General features: G+C 56.4%; 17 protein-coding genes and 4 pseudogenes. 5 read left to right on the top strand and 16 right to left on the bottom strand.

Going from position 1 to position 22,860, the window contains the following annotated elements; genetic code table 11:
* Positions 1 to 32: 32 nt before the first annotated feature.
* The 6 genes and pseudogenes from AC6CHM_RS23430 to AC6CHM_RS23455 form a co-directional block, all read right to left on the bottom strand.
* The gene (locus AC6CHM_RS23430; RefSeq protein WP_498175450.1) at positions 33 to 290 is read right to left on the bottom strand and encodes a hypothetical protein; all 258 of its coding nucleotides are present in this window, start codon (positions 288 to 290) and stop codon (positions 33 to 35) included.
* Positions 290 to 1,060, bottom strand: a complete 771-nt coding sequence (locus AC6CHM_RS23435) for an ABC transporter permease (protein ID WP_498175452.1) — start codon at positions 1,058 to 1,060, stop codon at positions 290 to 292. The genes AC6CHM_RS23430 and AC6CHM_RS23435 overlap by 1 nt, the downstream gene beginning before the upstream one ends.
* A gap of 169 nt (positions 1,061 to 1,229) precedes the next feature.
* Positions 1,230 to 2,822 (bottom strand): gamma-glutamyltransferase family protein, encoded by a 1,593-nt coding sequence (locus AC6CHM_RS23440; protein ID WP_498175454.1) that lies wholly within the window; start codon positions 2,820 to 2,822, stop codon positions 1,230 to 1,232.
* Between the two features lie 80 nt (positions 2,823 to 2,902).
* On the bottom strand, positions 2,903 to 4,537 hold the full coding sequence (locus AC6CHM_RS23445; RefSeq protein ID WP_498175456.1) for a phytoene desaturase family protein: 1,635 nt from the start codon (positions 4,535 to 4,537) through the stop codon (positions 2,903 to 2,905).
* Positions 4,538 to 4,629: 92 nt separating this feature from the next.
* Positions 4,630 to 5,241 (bottom strand): amino acid synthesis family protein, encoded by a 612-nt coding sequence (locus AC6CHM_RS23450; RefSeq protein ID WP_498175458.1) that lies wholly within the window; start codon positions 5,239 to 5,241, stop codon positions 4,630 to 4,632.
* A 29-nt stretch (positions 5,242 to 5,270) separates the two neighbouring features.
* Positions 5,271 to 5,852, bottom strand: a pseudogene (locus AC6CHM_RS23455) (amino acid synthesis family protein).
* Between the two features lie 598 nt (positions 5,853 to 6,450).
* Between AC6CHM_RS23455 and AC6CHM_RS23460 the strand changes: the two are divergent.
* Positions 6,451 to 7,075 (top strand): annotated as a pseudogene (locus tag AC6CHM_RS23460) (IS3 family transposase); the annotation flags it as partial.
* 80 nt (positions 7,076 to 7,155) lie between these two features.
* On the opposite strand, the gene AC6CHM_RS23465 reads toward AC6CHM_RS23460, so the two are convergent.
* The 7 genes from AC6CHM_RS23465 to AC6CHM_RS23495 all read right to left on the bottom strand — a co-directional run bounded on the left by AC6CHM_RS23465 (position 7,156) and on the right by AC6CHM_RS23495 (position 14,950).
* On the bottom strand, positions 7,156 to 8,094 hold the full coding sequence (locus AC6CHM_RS23465) for an amidohydrolase family protein (RefSeq protein ID WP_498175460.1): 939 nt from the start codon (positions 8,092 to 8,094) through the stop codon (positions 7,156 to 7,158).
* A gap of 18 nt (positions 8,095 to 8,112) precedes the next feature.
* A complete protein-coding gene (locus AC6CHM_RS23470) occupies positions 8,113 to 8,793 on the bottom strand; it encodes an RraA family protein (protein WP_498175462.1) in 681 nt (226 codons plus the stop codon).
* Positions 8,794 to 10,068, bottom strand: a complete 1,275-nt coding sequence (locus AC6CHM_RS23475) for a CaiB/BaiF CoA transferase family protein (RefSeq protein WP_498175464.1) — start codon at positions 10,066 to 10,068, stop codon at positions 8,794 to 8,796.
* A 1-nt stretch (position 10,069) separates the two neighbouring features.
* Entirely contained in the window at positions 10,070 to 10,948 is an 879-nt protein-coding gene (locus tag AC6CHM_RS23480) for an HpcH/HpaI aldolase/citrate lyase family protein (RefSeq protein ID WP_498175466.1), read from the bottom strand.
* 16 nt (positions 10,949 to 10,964) lie between these two features.
* The gene (locus AC6CHM_RS23485) at positions 10,965 to 12,041 is read right to left on the bottom strand and encodes an ABC transporter ATP-binding protein (protein ID WP_498175468.1); all 1,077 of its coding nucleotides are present in this window, start codon (positions 12,039 to 12,041) and stop codon (positions 10,965 to 10,967) included.
* A complete protein-coding gene (locus AC6CHM_RS23490) occupies positions 12,034 to 13,752 on the bottom strand; it encodes an ABC transporter permease (RefSeq protein ID WP_498175470.1) in 1,719 nt (572 codons plus the stop codon). Before AC6CHM_RS23490 ends, AC6CHM_RS23485 begins: the two co-directional genes overlap by 8 nt.
* A 106-nt stretch (positions 13,753 to 13,858) precedes the next feature.
* Positions 13,859 to 14,950, bottom strand: a complete 1,092-nt coding sequence (locus AC6CHM_RS23495) for an ABC transporter substrate-binding protein (RefSeq protein WP_498175473.1) — start codon at positions 14,948 to 14,950, stop codon at positions 13,859 to 13,861.
* A 172-nt stretch (positions 14,951 to 15,122) separates the two neighbouring features.
* Between AC6CHM_RS23495 and AC6CHM_RS23500 the strand changes: the two genes are divergently transcribed.
* Positions 15,123 to 15,788, top strand: a complete 666-nt coding sequence (locus AC6CHM_RS23500) for a GntR family transcriptional regulator (RefSeq protein ID WP_498175475.1) — start codon at positions 15,123 to 15,125, stop codon at positions 15,786 to 15,788.
* 850 nt (positions 15,789 to 16,638) lie between these two features.
* Here the strand turns inward: AC6CHM_RS23500 and AC6CHM_RS23505 are convergent.
* Positions 16,639 to 18,339: a GMC family oxidoreductase gene (locus tag AC6CHM_RS23505; RefSeq protein WP_498175477.1), complete on the bottom strand. Its 1,701-nt coding sequence runs from the start codon at positions 18,337 to 18,339 to the stop codon at positions 16,639 to 16,641.
* 87 nt (positions 18,340 to 18,426) lie between these two features.
* A complete protein-coding gene (locus AC6CHM_RS23510) occupies positions 18,427 to 20,067 on the bottom strand; it encodes a GMC family oxidoreductase (protein WP_498175479.1) in 1,641 nt (546 codons plus the stop codon).
* A 196-nt stretch (positions 20,068 to 20,263) separates the two neighbouring features.
* Here AC6CHM_RS23510 and AC6CHM_RS23515 point away from each other — a divergent pair, with 196 nt between their 5' ends.
* Positions 20,264 to 21,379, top strand: a complete 1,116-nt coding sequence (locus AC6CHM_RS23515) for an ABC transporter substrate-binding protein (protein ID WP_498175481.1) — start codon at positions 20,264 to 20,266, stop codon at positions 21,377 to 21,379.
* A gap of 91 nt (positions 21,380 to 21,470) precedes the next feature.
* On the opposite strand, the pseudogene AC6CHM_RS23520 reads toward AC6CHM_RS23515, so the two are convergent.
* Positions 21,471 to 21,692 (bottom strand): annotated as a pseudogene (locus AC6CHM_RS23520) (ATP-binding protein); the annotation flags it as partial.
* Positions 21,693 to 21,791: 99 nt separating this feature from the next.
* Here AC6CHM_RS23520 and AC6CHM_RS23525 point away from each other — a divergent pair.
* Positions 21,792 to 22,148 (top strand): annotated as a pseudogene (locus AC6CHM_RS23525) (EamA family transporter); the annotation flags it as partial.
* A 178-nt stretch (positions 22,149 to 22,326) separates the two neighbouring features.
* On the top strand, positions 22,327 to 22,785 hold the full coding sequence (locus AC6CHM_RS23530; RefSeq protein ID WP_498175483.1) for a DMT family transporter: 459 nt from the start codon (positions 22,327 to 22,329) through the stop codon (positions 22,783 to 22,785).
* Positions 22,786 to 22,860: the final 75 nt, after the last annotated feature.

The raw sequence follows: 22,860 nt of genomic DNA on the forward strand, positions 1-22,860 counted from the left end.
CCTCCTCCATTCAGAAAAATATCTGACCACGGTCAGGTTTCGCTGTCTTCCTTGATTACGCCCATGCCCTCGAAAAGCTTGAGTATCTCGTCGGTATATTCGTTGAACTGATGCGACGATCTCATGGCCAGTCGACGCGGCCGGGGCAGATCGATCTCCAGGATCTTGGATATCTTCCCGGGACGCGCCGACATCACGACGACCCGATCGGAAAGGAAGATAGCTTCTTGAATGCTAAGCGACAGACCGCTGACGGGAGATAACGCTTTCGTATCTGCCTCAAGGGTCACTAGAGAGTCTCCCTTCGGACCGAAACATGCCAGGGAAGCATGCTTTTCTCTATCCACTCGACGAGCGAAAACACCGCGATGCCTATCGCCCCGAGAACGAGGACACCGGCGAAAAGAAGATCTGTCTGCATTTGGCCGCTGGAGAACATCAGCAAATATCCAAGACCGCGGTCGGCACCCACGAACTCACCCACGTCCGCGCCGACGACAACAAGCGTTGCTGCAACTTTGATGCCCGCGAACATGCTTGGCAGACTATGAGGCAGCCGGATCTTCCTAAACATCTCGAACATGCCCAGACCCATGGATCGTCCCAGATCACGCATGTCAGTAGGAACGCTCTTCAGCCCGACGACCGTGCTGATGACGATTGGGAAGAAGGCGATGAGAACCGCGACGAGCACTTTCGTCTCTATTCCAAACCCCACCCACACAAGCAGCAGAGGCGCAATCGCAATCTTCGGAACCGCCTGGCTGATGACGAGCAGCGGGTAGACTGCCTTTTCAAGCCAATAGCTTGAAGCGATCGCCATCGCCATGGGAATCCCGACGGCCAGACAGATGGTGAAAGCAAGGACGCATTCCCACAGCGTCACCGAGGTGTGGAACAGGAGAATCTTGTGGTGCGTGATGATCGCTTGAAAGACGGAAAGCGGCGAGGGCAACAGGTATTTCGGAATATCGAAAAAATTGACCGCCAATTGCCATATAATCAGGATCGCGAGGAGCGAGCCGAAGGGCCAAAGAGCGTTGGAAATTTTTTCGCGCAAATCACAAATCCCCGGATGTATCAGACGTTCCTCTGGCGGCATGCATCAGAGAGCGAAATTTGAGTAACCCTAGATCTATTTAAGAATGTGTGTAAAAGTTTTGTCAAGCCGCGGAACACGGCGACAGCGTTAAATTCATCTATGCGCCATCGGGCGGAAGGGTGGTCGGTCAATACGCCAGGGCCATGCCGTCCTTGCGCGTATCGGATCCGCCGCTCAGCATTCCGGAAAGATGATCGATAGCAATGAGTTGAGCGCCGCCCAGCGGGCACATTCGTTTCGCCACGGCATGTCCCCGTCCGATAAGGCCTTCGACAACCCTACGGGGCATTGCTTCCTCCACCTCCAGACGTCCGGTACTTCGCTCGTGAAACAACCGCGGCCAATCTATGCTTTGCTGCGGATCCATTCCGTAGGTGAGCCTGTTGAGGAGGACTTGGACGTGCCCCATTGGCTGATAGTCAGCCCCCATAACGCCGAACGGCATGGCCACCCGGCCATTGGTCCGCATCATGGCCGGAATGATAGTATGGAATGGGCGCTTTGAAGGACCAACGCAATTCGGATGGCCGGGCTGAACGGCGAACCCGGCAGCGCGATTATGCAATGCGATCCCCGATTTCGGGGTGACGATCCCCGAGCCCCAATAGCCATACACCGAGTTTATGAACGAGACGGCGGTCCGATTCTTGTCAACCACGCAGAGATAGACGGTGTCACTCCCATGATGGGGGACCTCCAATTTGCCCACATCCATACAGGCATGGATTGAAATCTTACCGGCAAGCATATCCGCGAGGTCATCGGAGAGCAGGTTCGGAAGGTCAATCTCTGCGACGTCGGGATCGGCAATGCACGCATTTCTGTAAACGAATGCGGCCTTCATTGCCTCGGCTTGAAGGTGGAAACGATCGACACTATCCGGCGCGAAGCGCTTCATATCGAACCGCTTGAGGATGTTCAGCGCAAGCAAGGCGGTCACGCCTTGGCCGTTTGGAGGCATTTCAAGGATTTCGCTGCCTTCGAATTCCGTCGATATCGCATCTGTCCAGGTAGCTTGTGTCGCCGCGAAGTCCTCCATAGAGAGAAGACCACCCATCCCCTGCAGGTGGGCAACGATCTCCTCGGCGATCTCTCCAAGGTAGAATGCATCCCGCCCCTGGCACGCTATGGTTTCCAGACCGTTGGCCAAGGCGTCGTAGCGCATGATCTCGCCCTCGCGCGGAGCCCGGCCTCCCGGGAGATAGGCGAGCCGGGCGCATTCATCCCTGGAAAGACGCTTCACCTCGCCACCCCAGTCAAGCGCGACCCGCGGACTGACCGGCACCCCCTCACGCGCAAGCGTGATAGCAGGCCGCAGTGCGTCTCCGAGGCTTATGGTCCCGAACCGATCGAGGAGTTTCGCCCAAGCATCTATCGCCCCTGGCACGGTGATGGCGTGGACGCTGTCGTCGGGGATCAATTGCAGTCCGAGCCGCTGCAACACGCCAAGATTCATGCGCCTTGCCGAGCGACCTGACCCATTCAAGCCGACGACAGAGCCGTCAGCGAACCCAACCATTGCAAAGCAGTCGCCACCGATGCCCGTCATATGCGGTTCTGAGACGCACAGGACAGCGGAAGCAACGATCGCCGCATCAACCGCGTTGCCGCCCGACCGTAAAACATCCAGCGCTGCAAGCGATGCGGGCGGAGACGATGTCGCCACCATGCCGTTCAGGCCATATTCGGTGGACCGTCCTGGAAAGTGAAAATTTCTCACGCTGCGGTCCTCCCGACCATTGCTACAATCTGCCGACACGCGCCCGGCGGTTTGCTGTACCTACAGCGAATGCGACAGGGTCAAAGCGCCACCAAGACTTCGGGTGGTCCGTCGGACTTGAAGAGCCCTTTGTGGTAATCGGCCACTATGCGCTCGCTGGCGTTGTGGCCCGGAATGCCTGACACATAGCCCCCCGGCCAGACTCCCGAACCACAAAGATACAAGCCTTTGACAGGCGTGCCGTAGCTTCCATAACCGGTAAACGGCCGAAGCGAGAACATTTTCGAGGGTAACATGTCGCCATGCGTGATATTGCCTTCGAGAAGACCATACTCCCGCTCCAGATCCTTTGGACTCCAGAACCGCCTGTCCGTTATTATGCTCTTGAGGTTCGGAATGTATTCACTCAGGACGTCAATGCAGTGATCACCAAATACATGCTTTTTCTGGTCCCAATCTGCGTTGGACAGTCGATATGGCGCATGGAAGATGTTGATGCTCATCACATGCTTGCCCGGCGGGGCCAAGGAAGGATCAGTCGCCGAAGGCGTCAAGCCCCAGAACATTGGCTTCAAGGACGGTTGACCGCGTCGGGCATCTTCGTAGGCCTCATCCATGTAATCCATCGAAGGCGCGATACGGAACTGACACCGCGCAAATTGCTCTGCCTCTTCGTCGGTCCTTGCGACCTTGAACCGAGGGAGCCCATCCAGCGCCAGACCGATCTTGAACGCCGAACCGCGCATAGGAATCGCTCCAACAGAGGTCCTTATCGAGGGCTCCAGCACTTCTTCGTCCAGAAGAGACAGCAGGGTGGTCTTCGGATTCAGGTTCGAAACCACCACCTTGCTTTCGATGACTTCCCCATCCTCCAGGATGACTCCGGAAACACCGGCTTTACCGACCATTATTCTGGTAACGGCCGCGTTACACCGGATCTTGACGCCATTTGCCGTCAATGAGCGCTGCATTGACTCCGGTATGCTGCCCATGCCACCTCTTGGCAGCCCTGTGGATCCCCGCAGCGGCTGCTTGCGCGGATCATATCCGTCTTCAGTGTGCATCGAGGCCAGCGACAGCGGTCTTTGCATGAGCATGAAGGGAGTACCAGGCGTCGATGGCCCAGCCATCGACGACATGATGCTGAGCATCGCGATCGACGCTTTGAGCTCGCTAGAGTCAATGTGCTCATCGAGTAGGTCGCGGATGCTTCCAAACACAATTTTGCCGAAAAGTGTCTCGTCTTCTGCAGTCTCCAGCTGTGCTGTGAGTTCCTTCAAGTGCGGTGGACGCTTAAACAGTGAAATCCCAAGTTTGTTGGCAAGTGTGGTGAATTGATCGAAAAACCTGAAGTATCCGTCGCCGTCCTTCGTCGAGAAGGACCGAATGCTTTCTAGTACTCTCTCCTTTTCACGCCACGCAACGAATCGCCTGCCATTCGGAAATGGCATGACCAGGGAGGGATTGGGCGCTATGAACGAAAGACCATGCTCCTTCAACCTCATATCCTGGACGATCTTCGGCTCCAATGAGCCTGGCGAGTTGGTAATCGCGGCGCGATAACCGGGGAAATATTCGACAGCGCCACAGGGGCCACCGACAAGGCCGCGCCGCTCAAGTACAATAACATCGAGGCCAGCTTGCTTCAAATAATGAGCAGCGACGAGACCATTATGACCGCCCCCAACCACAACCACGTCAAAGCGATGAGTCATCCCGAGCGCCTTTGCTAGATTCCGGCCGGCGCGCAGATCGGCCGCAAAGGGTGCAGCCAGTCCTTCTCCGCGCACCCGCGAACAAGTGGGCATCAATCCTGGTGAACAGGCTCCCCTAGGTAAGTCTGACCCAATTGTTTCTCATCCGCCTTGCGTGTCCCGATCCGCGGATGGCTTCGGCCACCGGTAGAGCCAGACAGGCAAACCAAAATTTCATCGTCCGCGGGAGCATCAGAAATGACGATCGTGAAATTTTGATAATGCCCTCGCGCGTCGTCGCTGTTAATGTGCTGGAGCGGCAGATCGATTCCGCTCCCCGGCCCACCGCGCTTGTCGCATGAGCGCAACAGCCGCATCCCACCCGACATCTCACGATACGGATTTCCAAACTTCAGCGTGTGCACAAGGCCAGCCGCGTGTTCGAGTTCGCCACCAAGGCCGACCATCGCGCCCTTGCCGAAGGCTTCGATTTTATCCTTTCCACCGACCAACTCAAGCACGCGCCGAGCAAGAATGTTACCGAGTACCGGAGCGTGAGCGTCGATTTCGGGTGTGAGGTCCTCTACAAATCCACGACCGGCCCATGGATTTTTGATTACTGCCACCGCAACGACGATCCTCACAGGCGTTTCCAGCTTCTTTCCGTTCTCGAAAACACGGTCCTCGATGAATGTATTGATGCGACGGATTTCTAATTCTTCCACGCTGTCTCTCCAGTGGTTGGTTTGCAATGTTAGCGAAGGCCGTCTTCGTCCTTGATTTCACTCTTCTTAAGGCCCCCCACGCGCTCGTGGATACGACCACCGGTTGTCATCACCAGGACAAAGACAAGCTCGTCCGCCCGAGGTGCGTCCGGCACGCGGACTTCTACCGCATCAAAATGACTACGAACGTAGGACGCGTCCTTGTGCGTGACAGGCACATCGATTGCTACACCCATCGGACCGACCTTTTTCGATGACGGCACGATAGCCTTCGCTTCACCAAGCAGCGCGCATTGTGTAACCGCCCGGCACGTGCCAAAGTGCACCATGCTCCACTTCTCCGGCAGTTCCTACGATGGAAGCCTTGCCGTAGCTGGTTACAAGCTTCGGGTCGCCTCCGAGCGCATCGATCAGCCGGCCTGACATTTCTAAACCGAGTGGTTCAAGCAACTTCATCATCGGTTCGATGTCTGGCTCATACCGTCCCGCATATGGATTTGCGATGACGGGTGCGACGATGCACGAAGCAAAGGTTTGCCGGGCTTCGGACCGCCCTCATGGTGGATTTCTTCGATGGTGGCCTGGAACTTTCGGACTTTAATATCGGTCATTGATTGATGCCTTACACAGAGTCAAATTTTCACTAAGCTATACAAGACCATTAATAACCTACGGCGAATCCTTCTTTGTGTCAACCGTCATTTGGGTCGCGCGATTTTGGCCTGGCACTGCTTGCACGTCTTCGTACCGCCGGTTTCCGGTTAACGTTGATGCACCTGACCTATGTGGCGATGATCAGCACGTGCCGACGTATTGCTCGATGCGGTGGCAGAAAGATTTTGCCGTCCGGCGCGGGGTAAGTTGGTCGCCACGGACCGCAGCCTTATGAGCGGAAGGCGAGCAATTACGACAGCTGTTTCGGAACGCTGGAAAGCGATCGTGGCGGCAGATGACCTGGGCTGTCGATCTCGGGAATGACCGAAGTCGAAGATCGGTGATAGCAGCGGGCTTGGCGCAGCATTGCCGACGCCGCTAATCTTGTGCGGGCGAATCAAGACGTTCTGACAACGTGCGGCCCAGTCTGCTGCTAAAGCAAAAAATGAGCAGCGCTGCACCCTTGATGTCTCAGCGCGGGTGCAATGAGACAGACGTGGCTCGGGAAAATTGTACAGCGGGGATAAGTGGAATTTCTGCCTGACTTTGGCTTAGATGTGGGAAACAGGAGAGAGCATGACGGGGACGACCGCGTCGGAGTCACACCTCGGCTTTCCAGGCGAAGGTGGCGCTTGCCGCCATCAGGGGCGAGCAGACGCTGATGAAATTATCCCAGCAGTTCGACGTGCACGCCAATCAGATCAATCAGTGGAAAGACCCAACTCCTTGAGAGGGCGAAAGACGTTTTGGTGGTGAAGCCAGGACGAAACCGTCGGCACCTCTTGTCGATGTGAAAACGCTTCACACCAATATTGGAGAACTGACGCAGGAGAGCGATTTTTCATCCGGTCGCTCGGCAAAGCCGGATTGCCGGGCGGAAAGAAATGATCAATTGCTCGCACAAATTGTTCGTCGTGCGCCAGGCGAAGCTTCTCGGCTTCAGCCGTGGCAGCGTCTATTATCTGCCTCGTCCTGCCTCCGATGGCGATCTCATCCTGATGCGGCGGATCGACGAGTTGCACCTCGACTATCCATTCGCCGGAAGCCCGCATGTTGCAGGGGCTCTTGAAGGCAGAAGGGCTTGTCACCGGGCGTCTTCACGTCACCACGTTGATGAAAAAAGAACGCCATCGAGACGATCTGCCGCCGTCCGAACACCACCAAACCAGCGTCGGGGCATATGGCCTAAACTACCCCACGTAAGCGAAGGGCTTCAATTGATACAGCCTGTGCACGGCGCTGAAATTACGCCATCCGGCCCTAAGCAAATCGATAGAGTGCCACAGGGTTATCCACCAGAACGGCTTTACGCGCAGTTTCCGTCTGCGTCCACACTGAAAGCAGATCGAATAAGGCGGCGTCATCCGGCTTATGTTTTTCAGTCGTATGGGGCCAGTCGCTTCCCCATACCAGGCGGTCGGTTTTTCGGTCCACGAATGCCTGCGCAATCCGCGTTGCGTCCGGATAATCAGGTCCACCGACTGCTGAATTGAGGTAAGCACCTGACAGCTTCACCCAGGCCTTGTTGCCGTCGAGCAGGTTACCAATAACCGCAAAGGCGGGGTGCTCCGCACCACTTTCCGACGGCAAGCGTCCCATATGGTCGAAGACGACGGGGCAAGACAGCCTCTTGAGCATCTCTGCGTGTTCAACGATTTGATCGGCAGATGCGTGAAGCTGAACGTGCCAGCCAAGCGGCCCGATCCTGCTTGCCAATGGTTCGATCATATCGATCGAGACTACGGCATCCTTCGGATTCCATACGCTGAACCGCAACCCCCTGACACGGCCGTCATTGAGCCGCTGCAGTTCAGCGTCGGTTATATCAGGGGTGACTACAGCAATACCGCGAGCATTTTTACCCAAGACATTGATTGCATCCAACAGGCAGGCGGGGTCGGTGCCATGAAATTTCGGCTGCACGGCCACGGCCCGCGCCGTACCGATCCGTTGCTGCAGCAATGTATAGTCACGCACCGTCATACCTTCCTGCTTCTTTGCATCCGCAGGCGCAAAGCGGTTGTCAAGGATATGAAAATGGCAGTCCGCAGAGCCAGCAGGCGCCGTGAATTTCGGCATCGCGCTGCCAGCCGAATTTGGTACCGCGATCTCGGTCCCGAACACCGTTCGGGTTTGAAGCGCCACAGTTCCGCCTGCCAGAACGCCCATGAAGCTCCGCTTGGTTACCTGCATCATCATTTAATCCTCCTTGAAAGATTATTCGCCGTCAAAGACGCAACCGAGTCGAGCGAGTTCCTTATCGATCCAACGCCGGTCGAGAGAACCGTCTTCTGTCTCGGCCATCTGCCTGATCTCGGCCACATGCTTCGCCTGGGCAGCTTTTAAAACGCTCGCTGCAGAGAGTTGCGAAACGCAAACCACGCCATCTCCATCGCCGAGCATAAGATCGCCCGACTCGATTACCATGCCATCGATCGCAACCGGGTAGCCGATTTCCCCCGGTCCGACGCGATAGGGTCCGCGATGCGTGACACCGCAGGCGTAAAGCGGCAAGTTTCTGCTGCGGATCGCCGCCGCATCCCGGATGGCTCCAAAGATAATGAAACCAGCCACACCTCGTTTGATCGCATGGGCAAGCATTAGTTCGCCCATCAAGGCGTTGATCATATGTCCCGCCCCGTCGACGACGATGACATCGCCCTTTTCTGCAATATCGATCGCCTTATGAATCATCAGGTTGTCACCTGGCCGCGTTTTTACCGTCAGCGCAGGTCCGGCGAGTATACCATCGCGGTGCATAGGGCGCAGGTGGGGACCACCAGCGGTCATGCGTGACATGCTGTCAGATACATTGGCGACGGGAAGGACGCGGTAGGCTTCAATCAGTTCCCGCGCGACGCGCGGCCAGCTTTGTCTAATTCGAAAGCCCGTCGTCATCTATCCCTCCCTTCGGGAAACATCAGGGAGTTGCCCCTGAAAGCAGGCCTCCTTCGCCAGTCCCTCTGCAAGAAAAAGCTCGTACGCCGCATCATCCACACCAATTTCAGCGAGGACGGAGCGGTTATGCTCCCCCAGATAGGGAGCCGGCGTTCTGATTGTCCCGGGAGTGGCGACCAGCCTGGGCACTACGTGATGCATAGGCAGGCTTCCCATCTCCTTGTCTGGGTAGTCCGCGAGAATTTCACGTTCTATGAAATGGGGATCGCTCAGGATTTGGGACGTTTCATATATCGGCCCGATCGTCACATCATTCTTCTCGAAGAAGGCGACATTTTCTGCCTGCGTGCGTTGCGCAATAAAAGTGCCGATGATGAAATCGAGTTCATCGGCATGTTTAACTCGTCCTGCATTCGTGCTGAATTTGGGATCCTGAATGAGGTCGGGACGATCTATTACCCGAAAGAGTCGCTCGGACATCTTCTGAATGGAAGCCGAAAGCGACACATAGAGTCCATCTTTGCATTGATAGGCATTGCGAGGCGCGGAATTGGTCGAGCGGCTTCCAGTACGCGGCTTTTGCTTGCCAGTCAGGCGATAATTCGCGGCCTGCGGGCTGAGGATTGAAAAAAGCGGATCGAGAAGCGGCAAGTCGATAACCTGCCCCTTACCGCCTGCCTGCTCTGCGGCGCGAAGCGCGATCATCACCGCTGTAGCGCCGTAAATGCCGGCAACGCCATCTGCAAGGTACATCGGCGGTAGCACCGGTTCGCGATCCGCGAATCCGTTGATGGCGGCAAAGCCGGATATTCCCTCAATGGTGGTGCCGAAGCCCGGTCTCTGGCTATAGGGGCCGTCCTGCCCCCAACCCGATATTCGCACAATAACAAGCCTTGGATTGATCTCAAGAAGCCCTTCGGGCGAGAGACCCATCGCCTCCAGGACACCTGGTCGAAAGCTTTCAATGAAGACACCGGCGGACGGAACCAGTTTGCGGATGAGTTCGACAGCCCGCGAATCTCGCTGGTTCAGACAGATGCTCTTCTTATTGCGGGAGTAGACCTTCCAATGGGTATCGACGCCCTCGGTTTTCCAGGCCCGCAGAGTGTCGCCATCGAGAGACTCCAGCTTGATCACCTCCGCCCCGAAATCTCCAAGGATCTGGGTCAGGACATTGCCGGCAAAAAGCCGAGACATGTCAAGAATGCGCATGCCAGCAAGCGGTCCTGTGGCATCCGGGTCATAGTTGCGTTTCTTGAGCGGTGGCTCGTTCATGCTATCCTCTTTCCTCGTCCACAAGTTTGAGATTGCGGGCGAGAGCGATGACCGCCTCTGCCCGCCGGATAAACGGCGCATCGACCATTTTTCCGTCCACGGTGAACGCTCCCACGCCCTTGGATTTTGCTTCCTCAGCAGCGGCAACGACCCGTGCAGCATGCGCTATCTCGTCGTCGCTCAGCCTGAACGCCTCGTTGACAAGTGGTACCTGAGAAGGATGGATGCAGCTCTTGCCCAGCAACCCAAGTTTCCGGGACGCCTGCGCTTCAGCAACCAAACCATCCTTGTCGGCGATATTCGAATAGGCTGAATCATAAGTCCACTTTCCAGCGGATGCAGCGGCTAACCGTATCTGAAGCTGTATCTGCTGGATGGCTGGCGGATTGTAACGCGCAATACCGAGCGGTTCGAGAAGATCGGCGAAACCGATCTGCAATCCGGCGACACGTGGATCTGCGGCAGCGATCGCGGCCGCATTCGCGAGTGCGCGCGGCGTTTCAATATTGACCATAACCGGAACGCGAAGTGAAATATCGGCCTGGCTCTCGTACTGTTCAATCAGGCTCAGTGACTGCCTTACGCCGTCTGCATCGTCTATCATTGGCAAATTGATAAGATCGACCGATCCTGTAAGGACCGCCTGTATGTCGGCCATGAAATGTGCGGTGGTCGGCCCATTCACCCGGACGATGATGAGCGGCCGTCTGCCGGTATTGCCCAGACCCTGCAGGAACGCTGCCACAGTGGCCCTTGCTTCTGACTTTCGGGCCTCATCGACCGCATCCTCGATATCGATCGAGATTGCGTCGGCCCCGCTTGAAAGCGCCTTCGGGAACAATTCAGGACGTGATCCCGGCACGAACAGTTTGCTACGCATGAACATCGTCAGCGGCTCACTTTCTCATTAGGGAATCAGCGGGGAAGATCCGGGCTGCTTCAGCGGGAATGTAGACCAAGGCATTCTTCGAAGGCAGGGCGGAACTGGTCTGTATGCGGTATTCGCCTCCCGGCCCGGTCAATTCGTACTCAAACACCGAACCGAGGTAGGAACTGCCGTGGACAGAAACAGATATGACGTTTTGGCCTGGAGAGTCGGCGATCTTGAGCTTCTCGGGCCTCACGGCGACCACGACGTCATCGGACGCACTCGCGCCCATGCCCACACGGATGATCGTGTTGTCATCGAGGCGTACGTCACTCCAATCCCGCCCCCGGGCCACGATCTTGCCTTTCAGGAAGTTTGACGAACCGATAAAGTCAGCTACGAAGGCGTCTACGGGCGTCTCGTAGATTTGCGACGGTTTTCCCAGTTGCCGGATACGGCCGAAATCCATAACCGCAATACGGTCCGATACGGCCAAGGCCTCAGACTGATCGTGGGTGACATAGATGGTTGTGACCCTTAAACGCTCCTGCAATTCGCGCAACCAGACCCGGGCGCGCTCTCGTAGCTTCGCGTCAAGATTGGATAGCGGCTCATCCAGCAAGAGCAGTGCGGGTTGATAAACAAGTGCGCGCGCAAGCGCCACACGCTGCTGCTGTCCGCCCGAAAGTTCGAACGGATAGCGGTCGGCATATTTGTCCATTTCGACGAGGTGAAGCGAGTCTTTGATGCGCTCCTCCTGCTCCTTCTTGCCGATCCGGCGCAGTTTCAACGGGAAGGCCAGATTATCAGCGACCGTCATGTGTGGCCAGAGCGCGTAGCTTTGGAACACCAGTCCTATGTTTCGATGCTCGGCAGCCATTGCCACTCCATTCTTGCCGTCGAACAATGTGCGCTCGCCCATGCGAATGGAGCCAGACGTGGCGTGATTCAGTCCGGCGATGGCGAACAGTGTTGTAGATTTGCCGCAGCCGGATGGACCAAGCAGGGTGAGGAATTCGCCGGATGGAACACTGAGGTTTATGTTGTCAACGGCCAGATACCCGCCGTATTTGATCGTGAGATTTTCGAGAATAAGATCAGCCATAGATTTTGGCTCCCATAACGCGGCGTGCCAGAAAGACGAAGACACCCGTAATAACAACCTGGATGGTGGCGAGAGCAGAGACCGGTCCGTTATCGCCCTGCGCGTAAAGCTGGAGCATGGTCGTTCCGATAATCTCGGAGCCGGGCTGATAGAGGAAAACCGCTGTCACATACTCCTTGAAGAAGTGGATGAAGAGCAGCGCGAAACTGGAGAACAGCGCAGGCTTGAGCAACGGCAGAATAATGCGCGTTACTGTCGTCCACCAGTCTGCGCCTGAGATACGTGAGGCCCGGTCGAGTTCCTCGCCAATCTGAGCAAGGGCTGGCGCGATCGCACCGAAGCCGACTGGGATATAACGCAGAACAAAAGCCAGGATGAGGATCCAGATTGTGCCCCTAAGAAGGTCGAGGCCCGGGATCCAGACGACCGCGTAGAAGAAGCCAAGACCTGCAATGATCCCAGGAAGCGCGCGCGGAAACAGCGCGATATATTCCAGCGCGCGGCTGAAGCGGAACTCGGAACGCTTGGCTACGAGAGCGATGATTGCGACGACTGCCGTGCCGATCACCCCGCCTATAAGCGAGATGATGACTGAATTGACGATCGATCGGACATAATTCGGCTGGCTCAGCACTGTCTCAAAATTCGAAAGGGTAAGCAGCTTCCAAAACGGCACCAGTGGCGTGAGAAACGAGACGCTGGCCCGCATGAAGATTCCGCCGAAGACGGCGAGAATGGTAAAAAGGACGTATGCGAAAACCACGACAAAGGCGACCCATCGCCATCCTCCAAGGTCGATTGTGGACGGTCTGGACGCCTTGCCGCGGACGGTGACGAATCGACCTGTCTCCTTCGTCAATTGACCTTGGAGCCAGACCAACAGCCCGACAATGATGAGGAGAACGAGCGCCGCCGCCCCGACGATGCCATAGTCGGACTTGACGGCGGCGTTGATGCCTTGGTCGTACAAGAACGTCGTCACGGTGTGAATGCCGCTTGGCCCGCCGAAAACAAGCGGAATGGCAAGCATCTCGATGCCGACGACGAAGTTGAGCGTTGCCGAATAGATCATTGCTGGACGCATGGCCGGAACGGTGACGCTCCACAAGGCGCGGATGGGACCAGCGCCGACGGAGCGAGCCGCATCCTCAAGCTGGGCATCGGCTTTGTTGACGGCGGCAATACACATCAGATAGGCAAGCGGCGCTTGACTGAGACCGGCGACGATGCCCATCCCGGTCAGGGTGTATAGGTTCCATGGCGTAATTCCGAACCATGCGCGAATGGCAAGCGTGATGTAGCCCGACGGCCCATACATGGTGAACCAGCCGAAGGCGATCACCAGATTTGAGACGAAGAGTGGCCAGATCAGCAGTTCCCCGATCCATTTGCGGCCGGGCAAATTCGTCCGGCCGATGACAACGGCCATTATGGAGCCGAAAATTTGAGCGGCGATCATCGTCAGCAGTGCAAAATAAAGCGTATTGAGCATGATCGTGCCCATATGCGCTTCCGTAGCGAGGCGCATAAAGTTGGCGCCGGTAATGGCACCCCCGACCTCGTACAAAGGGCGATCGAGAAATGCCTGGATCGCAATCGGGACCAAAGGACCAGCCACCACGATTGTGGTGAGAACCGCCACGGTCCAGAAAATAAGCCGCGAGCGGTCGAAGAGCGGCGGCGCCGACACCTCGTTCGTGACGTCAGTCATTTCTGTCTCCCTCTGCCGGATCGGCAGTAGATTTCTGATTTTGGATGACGTTTCCGTGTGGCGGCTGACGGCGGCACTCCGTGCGCACGAACCACCGCCGCTCAGCCTACTTGCCGGACATCGCTGCGGTGAATTTAGCGGCGAAACTCGCTGCCTGATCCAGGAGCGCTTCGTCAAAGCCGGCGATGATGATGTTTTCTTTGCCAACCTGATCAACGATGCCCTGATAGGTAAAGCGAACATCGGTCTCGGCAACGTCGTCCCGAAGCGGAGTGAGACCGCCTTTGCCGATTTCCGTCTGTCCCTTGTTGCTGAGCAGATAATCCACAAAGAGTTTGGCTGAGTTGGGATTTGCCGCTTCTTTCGGAATAGCCATACCACGCAGAATCATGGTGGTGCCGTCGTCGGGGAACGAATAGCCGAGAATTTCACCGCCTGGCTTGTCAAGGCGCGGGAACAGGGTGATGCCCGAGACCATGATGCCAGCGATATATTCACCCGTGGAGATTTTCTCGTTCATTGCCCCGCCGGAAACCTCGCCGCGAATAGACGGGCCAAGCTTGCGCAGCGTATCCCAACCTTCGTCGCCTTTGGCATTCAGGAAAGCCCACCAGGCAGCAAGACCAAAGGAGTTTCGGGCAGCATCATATGTCGTAATGCGCCCTGTATAGGAGCTTGGGTCTGCTGCAGTGAGTTTGGCCAAGGATGCAAAACCCGTCGGGCGCTCGCTTGTCAGCAGCGCTTTATTGTAGGCGATTATCAGGGGGTCCGCGGAAAGCGCATAGACGCCAGGCTTGGGATCGGCAAAGTCCGGCAGCTTCGAAAGCTCGGGGCTCTTGTAGTCCATCATTCTGCCGTCTTTACCGTAGCTCGCCCACCGATCGTTTGCGCCTGAAATCAGAACGTCGGCCGTACGCGAACCGCTGCCTGCCTCCGCTTCCCAGCGCGTATGAACCGTGCCGGAGCCAAGATCGAGCGTTTCCACTTTGATCCAAGGATATTGCGCCCGGAAGCCCGCAAGAACGTCCTGCCAGTTGTTTTCCGCCATATTCGAGTACACGACAAGCCCGCTTTCGGTGCGCGATGCCTCGATGAGCGCCGAGTAGTCCGAGGGGTAGTAATCGGGCAGCTCCGCCGCGCTCAATGGCGTTGTCAATAGAGCAAGAACAGCTCCCGCAAAAAGCCTCGAAATCTTCACGATGATCCTCCCAGATCTGAATGTCCTCTATCAGCGTCTCTGCTGAATAGAGGTATATGGCCATATTATCGATATTTTTGTCAATAAAATTATTGATAATTAAATTGATACTGTGATAGTTGGCATTGTGATATTGAAGGCCAATCGTATTTAGCTTTTGGGAATCAACCGCATGGACGCTGCAGAGGTCAGAAGGGCACAGACCGTTTCACACGAAAGCGTGGCTGCCATTTTGGAGGAAGATATTGTACTGGGCCGCCTATTGCCTCGAGAGCGGCTCGTCGAAGACGATATAATCGGCCGGTTTACGACCACCCGTCACGTCGTGCGGCAAGCGCTCATCGAACTCGAGAAAATGGGACTCGTCACGCGCATCCCGAACCGGGGAGCATTCGTCAGCAGCTATTCCATTCCCGACGTCCAGAAACTCTATCTTCTGCGTGAGCTTTTGGAAACGAAGGCGATCGAACTGATCCCGAAGGAGATCGATGCCCAACACCTCCATCAGATCGAAAATATTCAGAAAGAGCATGACCGGGCGGTCGAAAGCGCAGACCTCTCCAAAATATACCGAACAAACTTTATGTTTCACACAAAGATTTTCGCTCTCTGCGACAACAGTTTTTTGACAGCCGCTATCCTGGACACTGCCCGCCGGGCACGAGGCGTTCGCTATCTTGCAAACAGCAGCAACGTGGACCGCCAGCGCAGCATGGAGGAGCATCACCTGATGATCAACGCACTGAAGGCTGGGAACAAAGAGGAACTTCTAATTCTGACTGATAGGCATCGGGAAGGCTCGAAACTCACATTCCTTCGCACGAGCGGGATACTCTGATTTGCGAAGAAAATCCTCATCAGGGTAGGGTAACTGTTATCAACAGTGCATGGTTCAGCCGGGCGAGCAAGGTGGCCACCCTTCGAACCGCTGGGCATCGGCAAGGTAAGTCGGTGATTGCCCATTGCGCTTGACGCGGTGATGAGGACTTGTCCTGCCAGCTGACTCTGAACCCGGCTCTCCGTCTGTTCTGCTCGTTCCATCTGCTGACGATCGGGACGTTCCAGGCATCCATCCTGAACAGGCATAGAGAGCTCAATCCGAGGGGATGGCGTTAGAGCAAATCCGAAGGATTCGGAAGCGGGATTGGGAATCCCTTTTTGATGTTTTGATGATTCCATACCTCCGTGTTTTGGCAGGAGGATGGGATGGCGCGAGCATCGAGTGACGACCTCCGCAGTCGGGTTTTGGCTGTATTCAGCACGCGCGATGTCGGCCTGACGCCCTGCCTTGGTCCGGAGGCGAAGCTGTCGTAAGCACCATGAGGCTAAAGCAGATCGCAGGCAACAACATGTTCCGACGGCTCGCTCGACAATACCAGACCACAGGTCCAGATCAGCGCACCTCCCTCTCGCTTGCCACCATGGCGCCCCGACAACTATCGGATATTTTACTTACCCTACCAAGGTATAGAATAATGTTAGAAGGTGTCCGTCAGAGCGTGTTCTGGTTAGATATTGCGTTGCATGAGGTCGCAGATCCCTGCAACGCGACGTATGCAGAGAACCCTTGCAGACACATCGTACCGCGTTAGGCGTCGACCCGCATGCGGCTCTAACATGAAATAGGGCCCATTTGCACCGAAGCAAAGCGGGAGCCAGCATCCCGCAGGGGCCGCGGATGAACATCCCTACTGCCCCACATTAATCGCGTGCGCAATCTTTTCTCCTATCATCATGGCCGTCAGGTTGGCGTGGCTCTTCACGATAACTGGCATCAGCGAATTGTCAGCGACTCGCAATCCGTCGATCCCATGGACTTTTCCCACAGCGTCCACGACTGCGCCTTGATCATCCCTTCTACCCAGCCTACAGGTGCCGGCCACATGATAGAAACCTGCCACATTATCGCGAAGCCACCCCTGCAGCCCGTCCGACCGTCCAGCAAGCAAGATCTCGGCAGTAGCACCTGGCGCAACTATGTTTCTGATCATCCACGGCCTAAGCTTCGGAAGTGCATCCAGCGCCTGCACCGCAATCCAAGATCGCAGCGCATTGAAACTACTCATCCTGTTGAAGTTTTGGATCCGTTCCGAGAAGGTCGCGAGAAAAACCTCCTGGACGACCTTTCTCACTTCAGGACCTTGATTAAGGAGATAGGCTAGCCTGAGACCCGCTTCCATGCGGGCAAGATCACGTTCGTCGGAAAGCATGTTGAATGCAACGCACGGCTCCTCCCTTGGGTTTGTAGTCACCAACTCCACATGCCCACGTGACAATGGCTGTTGCAGGAGGACGCCGAGATATCCAATCCGGCGCGCGAGGCTGTGCCAACTCGTTTTATTGCTGACCACCAGATACATGTCTAACGGGTCGCATCCTTGCAGATGCGAAGAGTATCTTAAGCCCAGATTGGCGTGCGACTTGATTAGCGGATCTTGTCTGCCGCCCTTACTTAACAATGCTGCGAGCGCTACAACTGGATGGTCAGCGAGATTCTGGCCTACTCCTGGGAGATTTGCTTTTACCCCGATTCCCAAGCTGGAAAGATGCGCAGCCGGTCCGATGCCAGCCCTCATCAGGAGCGCAGGACTGTGGATTGCGCCACAGCTAATGATCGTCTCTCGAGCGCCGAAGGACGCAGTGCCACTTCGCGTCTCGACTTCCACACCTATTACGGCTGGCCCCTTGAAGATCAACCTCGTTGCCAAAGCGTTAGGAAGAATTCGGAGGTTCGGCCGCTTCCTCACGTCCGCCGTAAGGTACCCGGCCGATGCCGAGACGCGCCTGTCGGAATAACTCGTCATAGGTGTGGGGCAAAATCCTTCGGCGGGAGGTGCCCGATTTGCGTCTGGAATATACTTGAACCGTTGTTCAATCAGCGCCGCCTCGATCGCCTTGCAATAGGGAGGCCATTTTTCGCGTGGATGCCGCCGGATGGGGATGGGCCCTGTGTGACCATGGCATTCGTCCTGAAAATCGAGATCGTGTTCCAGTTTCGCATAAAATGGCGCGACTGCATTCCAACTCCACTCTGGGCCAGCGATCTCTGCCCATTTCTCGAAGTCGCTGGGATGCCCGCGCAGGCCTATGGTCGAATTAATGCTGGATCCGCCACCTAGGACGCGCGCTTGCTCAAAATACATCGCGCGCCGAGTGCCATCCCCGCGGTCTGAGAAGCATACTTTCAGGTCCGGCCACTGATAGGCTCGATTGTAGGCAGCGACATAAAAAGGGTCCAGAATGTCAGCCGGCTCGTTTCCAGGAGGGGTGTCAATTCCGGCCTCGATCAGCATCACTCGATTGCCAGGGAGCCCGGACAGGCGCGCTGCGAGAACACATCCGGTCGACCCTCCCCCAACGATGATGTAATCCCAGATGCTGTTTTCCATGATTGTCCTTGGATCTTGCGATAGACGTGCGACAGAGCCGCAAACTACTTCTTCGTCAGCCGATCGCCCTCTATCTTCTCGCGACACCTATGAGCTCTTGTGGAATGTCTTGATGAAATGCGCCGCCTGCTCGCCAATCATAATACATGGGGCGTTCGTATTGCCGCTGACGATCTTGGGCATGATGGAGGCGTCGGCAATACGTAAATTGCCAATGCCGTGGACGCGCAGCCGCGGGTCGACGACAGCCCTCGCATCGACGCCCATCTTGCAGGTGCCGGCCGGATGATAATCGGTTCCCGGTCCGCTGCTAATGAAGGCCTCCAGCGCCTCATCTGAATGCACGGCTGGACCGGGGGTCAGTTCCGCTCCGCAATAGCGGGAAAGGGCGTAGGCAGCGATGATCTGACGGCCGATTCTCAGTCCCCGCTTCATCGTTTCAAGATCATTGTTGCCTGGGTCGGAGAAGAAATTGGCGTGCAGTCGCGGCGCAGCGGCTGGATCGGGTGACGCCAGTTCGAGCCAACCCCGGCTGTTGGGCTGAAGGACGCAGGTGTAAAGATTGAAACCGTAACTGTCGGGCAATATGCGCGTCCGATCGAAGACAAGCGGCGTGAAGTGATACTGAACATCGGGTTGAGGCAAGTGAGGACGGGTTCTGACGAATCCTCCGCTTTCCACTATGTTGGATGCAAGTGCCCCGCTTCGCCCCCAAAGGTATCTCAGCGTCGCTACCCCATAGCGCGCGATGCCCAGCGCTGTTCCGGAATAGCTGCGGCGCGAGCGGTCCGAGTAGATCATCGTACAATCGACGTGATCCTGGAGATTGCGCCCAACCCCGGGAAGGTTGTGTGCAACGCTGATGCCCATGCTGGCGAGATGCTCGGCCGGGCCAACTCCGCTGAGCAGAAGCAGTTGTGGAGAACCTATTGCACCGGCGCAGAGCACTATCTCTGCCTTGGCCACGATCCTCGAGACTCTATCCTTGCGGCGAATCCGCACCGCACGCGCCACCTGCCCTTCTATTTCGATACATTCGCACAGCGCCTCCGGAATCACCTGCAGGTTCTTCCGCCGCATTGCAGGGTGAAGAAACGCTCGCGCGGAGCTCCAACGTTCCCCTTTTCTCTGGGTCACGTCAAAGAGGCCAAAGCCGTCCTGTTCGGCGCCGTTGAAGTCGTCATTGCGACGATAGCCGTTTTGCTCTGCAGCCTCTACAAAAGCGCGGGACAACCGATGCGACCCACGCAGGGGAGAGACGCTGAGCTGCCCCCCAGCGCCATGGAACTTTGATTGCCCGCGCCAATAATCCTCGCTGCTTCGGAAGAACGGCAGGACCTCATCGTAGGACCAGCCCGTATTTCCAAGGGCGGCCCACCCATCATAGTCGCGCGGATGACCGCGCACGTAAATCATGCCGTTAATCGAACTCGATCCACCAAGCAGTCGCCCGCGCGGACAGGGGATCGGGAACCCTCCAAGTCTTTGCTCCGCCTCATACTCGAAGAGCCAGTTGAACCGTCTGTCCTGGCGGAAGAAGGCACCGCCGACAGGCACGCTGGTCTTCAGTCTGGTCAGGCCCTGACGATCGCTGGGACCCGCTTCAATTAGACAAACACGGGTCTGCGGATTTTCACTAAGACGGGCGGCCACGACGCATCCGGCGGAACCCGCGCCAACCACCACAAAATCGAAAACGTCGTCGTGCGCTGTTGTTGCTATCTTCATCGTGATCCACTTAGCCGAGGGAGCCCGATCATAAGGGGATTGCAGTAACATTGTAAATAAGATAGCAAAGGATGATGCACGGCTTCTAATCACGGCGCGCGGATTTTGCGCTGCCGCGAAACCGGGTGCCCGCCGGCGCACGCGCGGTAACGGCGAACGGCCAATGAGGTGCACACTATGCTGATGGGAGGGAAATGTGGACAAGTATGTTGCTAATGGCAGTCCTTCATTTTTGCTGTCTGAATTGAACAGGCGCGTCCTCCTGAAGGGGCTCGCTGCCGGCGCGACGTTCCTGGCTACACCAGCGTTTCTAAGCCACAAAGCCTTGGCGGAACAGGAAGCGGTGTTTCTCGGCTATGGCGGTTATTGCATCCCGGAGCTCCAGATGCACTACCGCGAGAAGTACGGAGCAGATCCCGTGATGGTGCCCGTCAATGATGGCGAGGAAGCATTGCAGAAGGTTCGGGCTGGTTTCAAGTTCGACGTCGGCTATAGGTGCGCCTATGACGTCAATCGCTGGATTGAGGCGAAAGCCATTCAGCCGATCGCCGTCGAACGCCTCAAGAACTGGCCGCAGGTTGTAAGGCCGTTGAAGAATCTCATTCGGCAGCAATTCGGCGACGACGTCTGGATGGTGCCGTTCGACTGGGGCTCCACTTCGTTTACCTACCGCACCGATCTCGTCGATGTTCCGCCGGAGGGTGAATCCTGGAGCATGCTTCTGGATGAAAAATACAAGGGCAGAATCGGTCTTCTAGACAACCATTCGGATCTTTGGCGGATCGGCATGATTCTTTCGGGTACAACGTCTATCGACGAGGAAGGGCTGCGTAAGACCGCAGAGATGCTGCGCAGGCTGCGTGCGAGCGCGCGTATTATTTCGGGCGACGCGACAACGACCGCGCAGGCAATGGCTTCGGGAGAGATCGTCGCGGCCATCAGTTGGGCCGATCTCGCCAAGATGACCATGGCGCACGGGGTGCCGGTCAAATATGCTGCGCCGAGCGAAGGAGTCCTGCTTTGGATTTGCGGGCTAACCCTTTCGAGTGAGTCAAACAATACCGACAAGGCGTATGACTTGATTGACGGAATGATCTCACTCGAAACCGGAGCCTATGTTCTTAAGAACTTCGGCTATGGCCACTCCAATCGCGATGCGTTCAAGACGATCGACGAGCAGGAACTTGCCGCAATGGGGATGGCGCGCGATCCCCAGGCTATCGTCGCCACAGGTAATATGATGGCACCTTTCTCGCGGGAGGTCACGGGGAGGATAAACGAGGAATGGTCGAAGATAAAATCGGGTTTTTAATCTTTGGCGTAAGCCAGTCCAAGCGTCTTCCAACGGTCGAAGCAACCGCAGGAGTACGCCGGCCAATCCACGTGGTGGACGGCATTAATTGTTCCAGCCAATTGACCAGATCGCTAACATTGAAGAAGCGGCCGCGTGTTCCGTTGCGAAGGAGAGAACGGGCAATCGCAATAGCCAGGTGGCTCTTGTCTGGTCCAATGCCGCCGACGAGAATGACATTGCGTTGATCCGCGACGAAGGCGTCGGTCGCCAGCTCCCGAACCAAGAATTCTTTGACGGGTGTATCGGCCAAGGCGAAAACGGCGATGTCCTGGAGTGGCTCATGGTTGGTACAAATTTATTGTAACTATTTAAAAGACTTGCCATAGTTGATGTAAATTGGCCCCTGCCGTGCGGGTGAAATGGAGAAAGCATGCAGAATGATAACATCTCTCGCGGGCTGCTTTTTACCGCGGGAGGATACTTTCTGTTTTCAGCGCAGGATGCGATCGTCAAATGGCTCGTCCAAGACTATTCGGTACCGCAGATTCTATTCTGCAGGAGCTTGGTGATCGTTGCCGTCCTCTTCGTGGGCGGACAACGCGCGCCGTTCGCAACCTTCGCAAAGAGCTCTCGAAGACTGCAGCTCCTTAGCCGTGTCATATGGATCGTTACCGGATGGCTGCTGTACTACTCAGCTTCGCGTGACATGGGGCTGGCTGAATTGACGACGATTTACTTCGCTGCCCCTATTGTGGTGGTTGTGCTCTCAGCCTTGTTCCTGCGAGAAAAGATCACCATCATACGCTCCCTGGCGGTTATCGTTGGTTTTTGCGGGGCGCTCCTCGCTGCCAATCCGTCGGCAAATTTCGATCTGTTTCCAGCTGGCTTGGCCTTCGCCGCCGCAGTCTGCTGGGCAGTCAGCGCAGTTCTGAGCCATCAGCAGGAGCGAACCATCAACGGCGCAAATGATGTTCAGCAATATCTGCTTCGGACTGGTTTGTGCCCCGATGCTGCCCTGGGTGTGGATTACGCCGGATTTGAACAGTGTTGTGCTAATTATGCTTCTGGCGGGCGCCGGCGGATTTGGGCAATATTTACTGTTCGAAGGTTATCGGCATGCTCCGGCTTCCATCCTCGCACCCATCGAATATGTCGGGCTCATCGGCGCTTTCGCGCTAGGCTATTTGGTGTGGGGCGACGTGCCGGGCATAAACACCTATACCGGAGCGATGATGATCGTAACAAGCACGATTGGTCTGATCTGGTTCGAGCGGCGCAGGATCAGGTCTGCCGACAGCCCGCCGCTTACGGCGACCGGGACCATAGGCTTGAGCGGCGAATCCATCAAAAGCACCGTCTCCACGCCTGAGAGCTACGGCCGTCCGGAGGACCTGCAAATGGTTCGTCCGCGGGGCCACAAATAGTACAGGACAACATTCGGGACACGAGACATCGTGGGGCCGATTGGCGATTTATTTTATGGGGGTCCGAAACAAAGC

It is taken from the genome of Phyllobacterium sp. GQ127, from assembly GCF_059758635.1.

Coding starts and splice junctions, on each gene's coding strand:
- AC6CHM_RS23445 (WP_498175456.1), bottom strand. CDS start 4,537: ATGACTCATCGCTTTGACGTGGTTGTGGTTGGGGGCGGTCATAATGGT.
- AC6CHM_RS23465 (WP_498175460.1), bottom strand. CDS start 8,094: ATGATGATGCAGGTAACCAAGCGGAGCTTCATGGGCGTTCTGGCAGGC.
- AC6CHM_RS23470 (WP_498175462.1), bottom strand. CDS start 8,793: ATGACGACGGGCTTTCGAATTAGACAAAGCTGGCCGCGCGTCGCGCGG.
- AC6CHM_RS23475 (WP_498175464.1), bottom strand. CDS start 10,068: ATGAACGAGCCACCGCTCAAGAAACGCAACTATGACCCGGATGCCACA.
- AC6CHM_RS23480 (WP_498175466.1), bottom strand. CDS start 10,948: ATGCGTAGCAAACTGTTCGTGCCGGGATCACGTCCTGAATTGTTCCCG.
- AC6CHM_RS23485 (WP_498175468.1), bottom strand. CDS start 12,041: ATGGCTGATCTTATTCTCGAAAATCTCACGATCAAATACGGCGGGTAT.
- AC6CHM_RS23490 (WP_498175470.1), bottom strand. CDS start 13,752: ATGACTGACGTCACGAACGAGGTGTCGGCGCCGCCGCTCTTCGACCGC.
- AC6CHM_RS23500 (WP_498175475.1), top strand. CDS start 15,123: ATGGACGCTGCAGAGGTCAGAAGGGCACAGACCGTTTCACACGAAAGC.
- AC6CHM_RS23505 (WP_498175477.1), bottom strand. CDS start 18,339: ATGGAAAACAGCATCTGGGATTACATCATCGTTGGGGGAGGGTCGACC.
- AC6CHM_RS23510 (WP_498175479.1), bottom strand. CDS start 20,067: ATGAAGATAGCAACAACAGCGCACGACGACGTTTTCGATTTTGTGGTG.
- AC6CHM_RS23530 (WP_498175483.1), top strand. CDS start 22,327: ATGATGTTCAGCAATATCTGCTTCGGACTGGTTTGTGCCCCGATGCTG.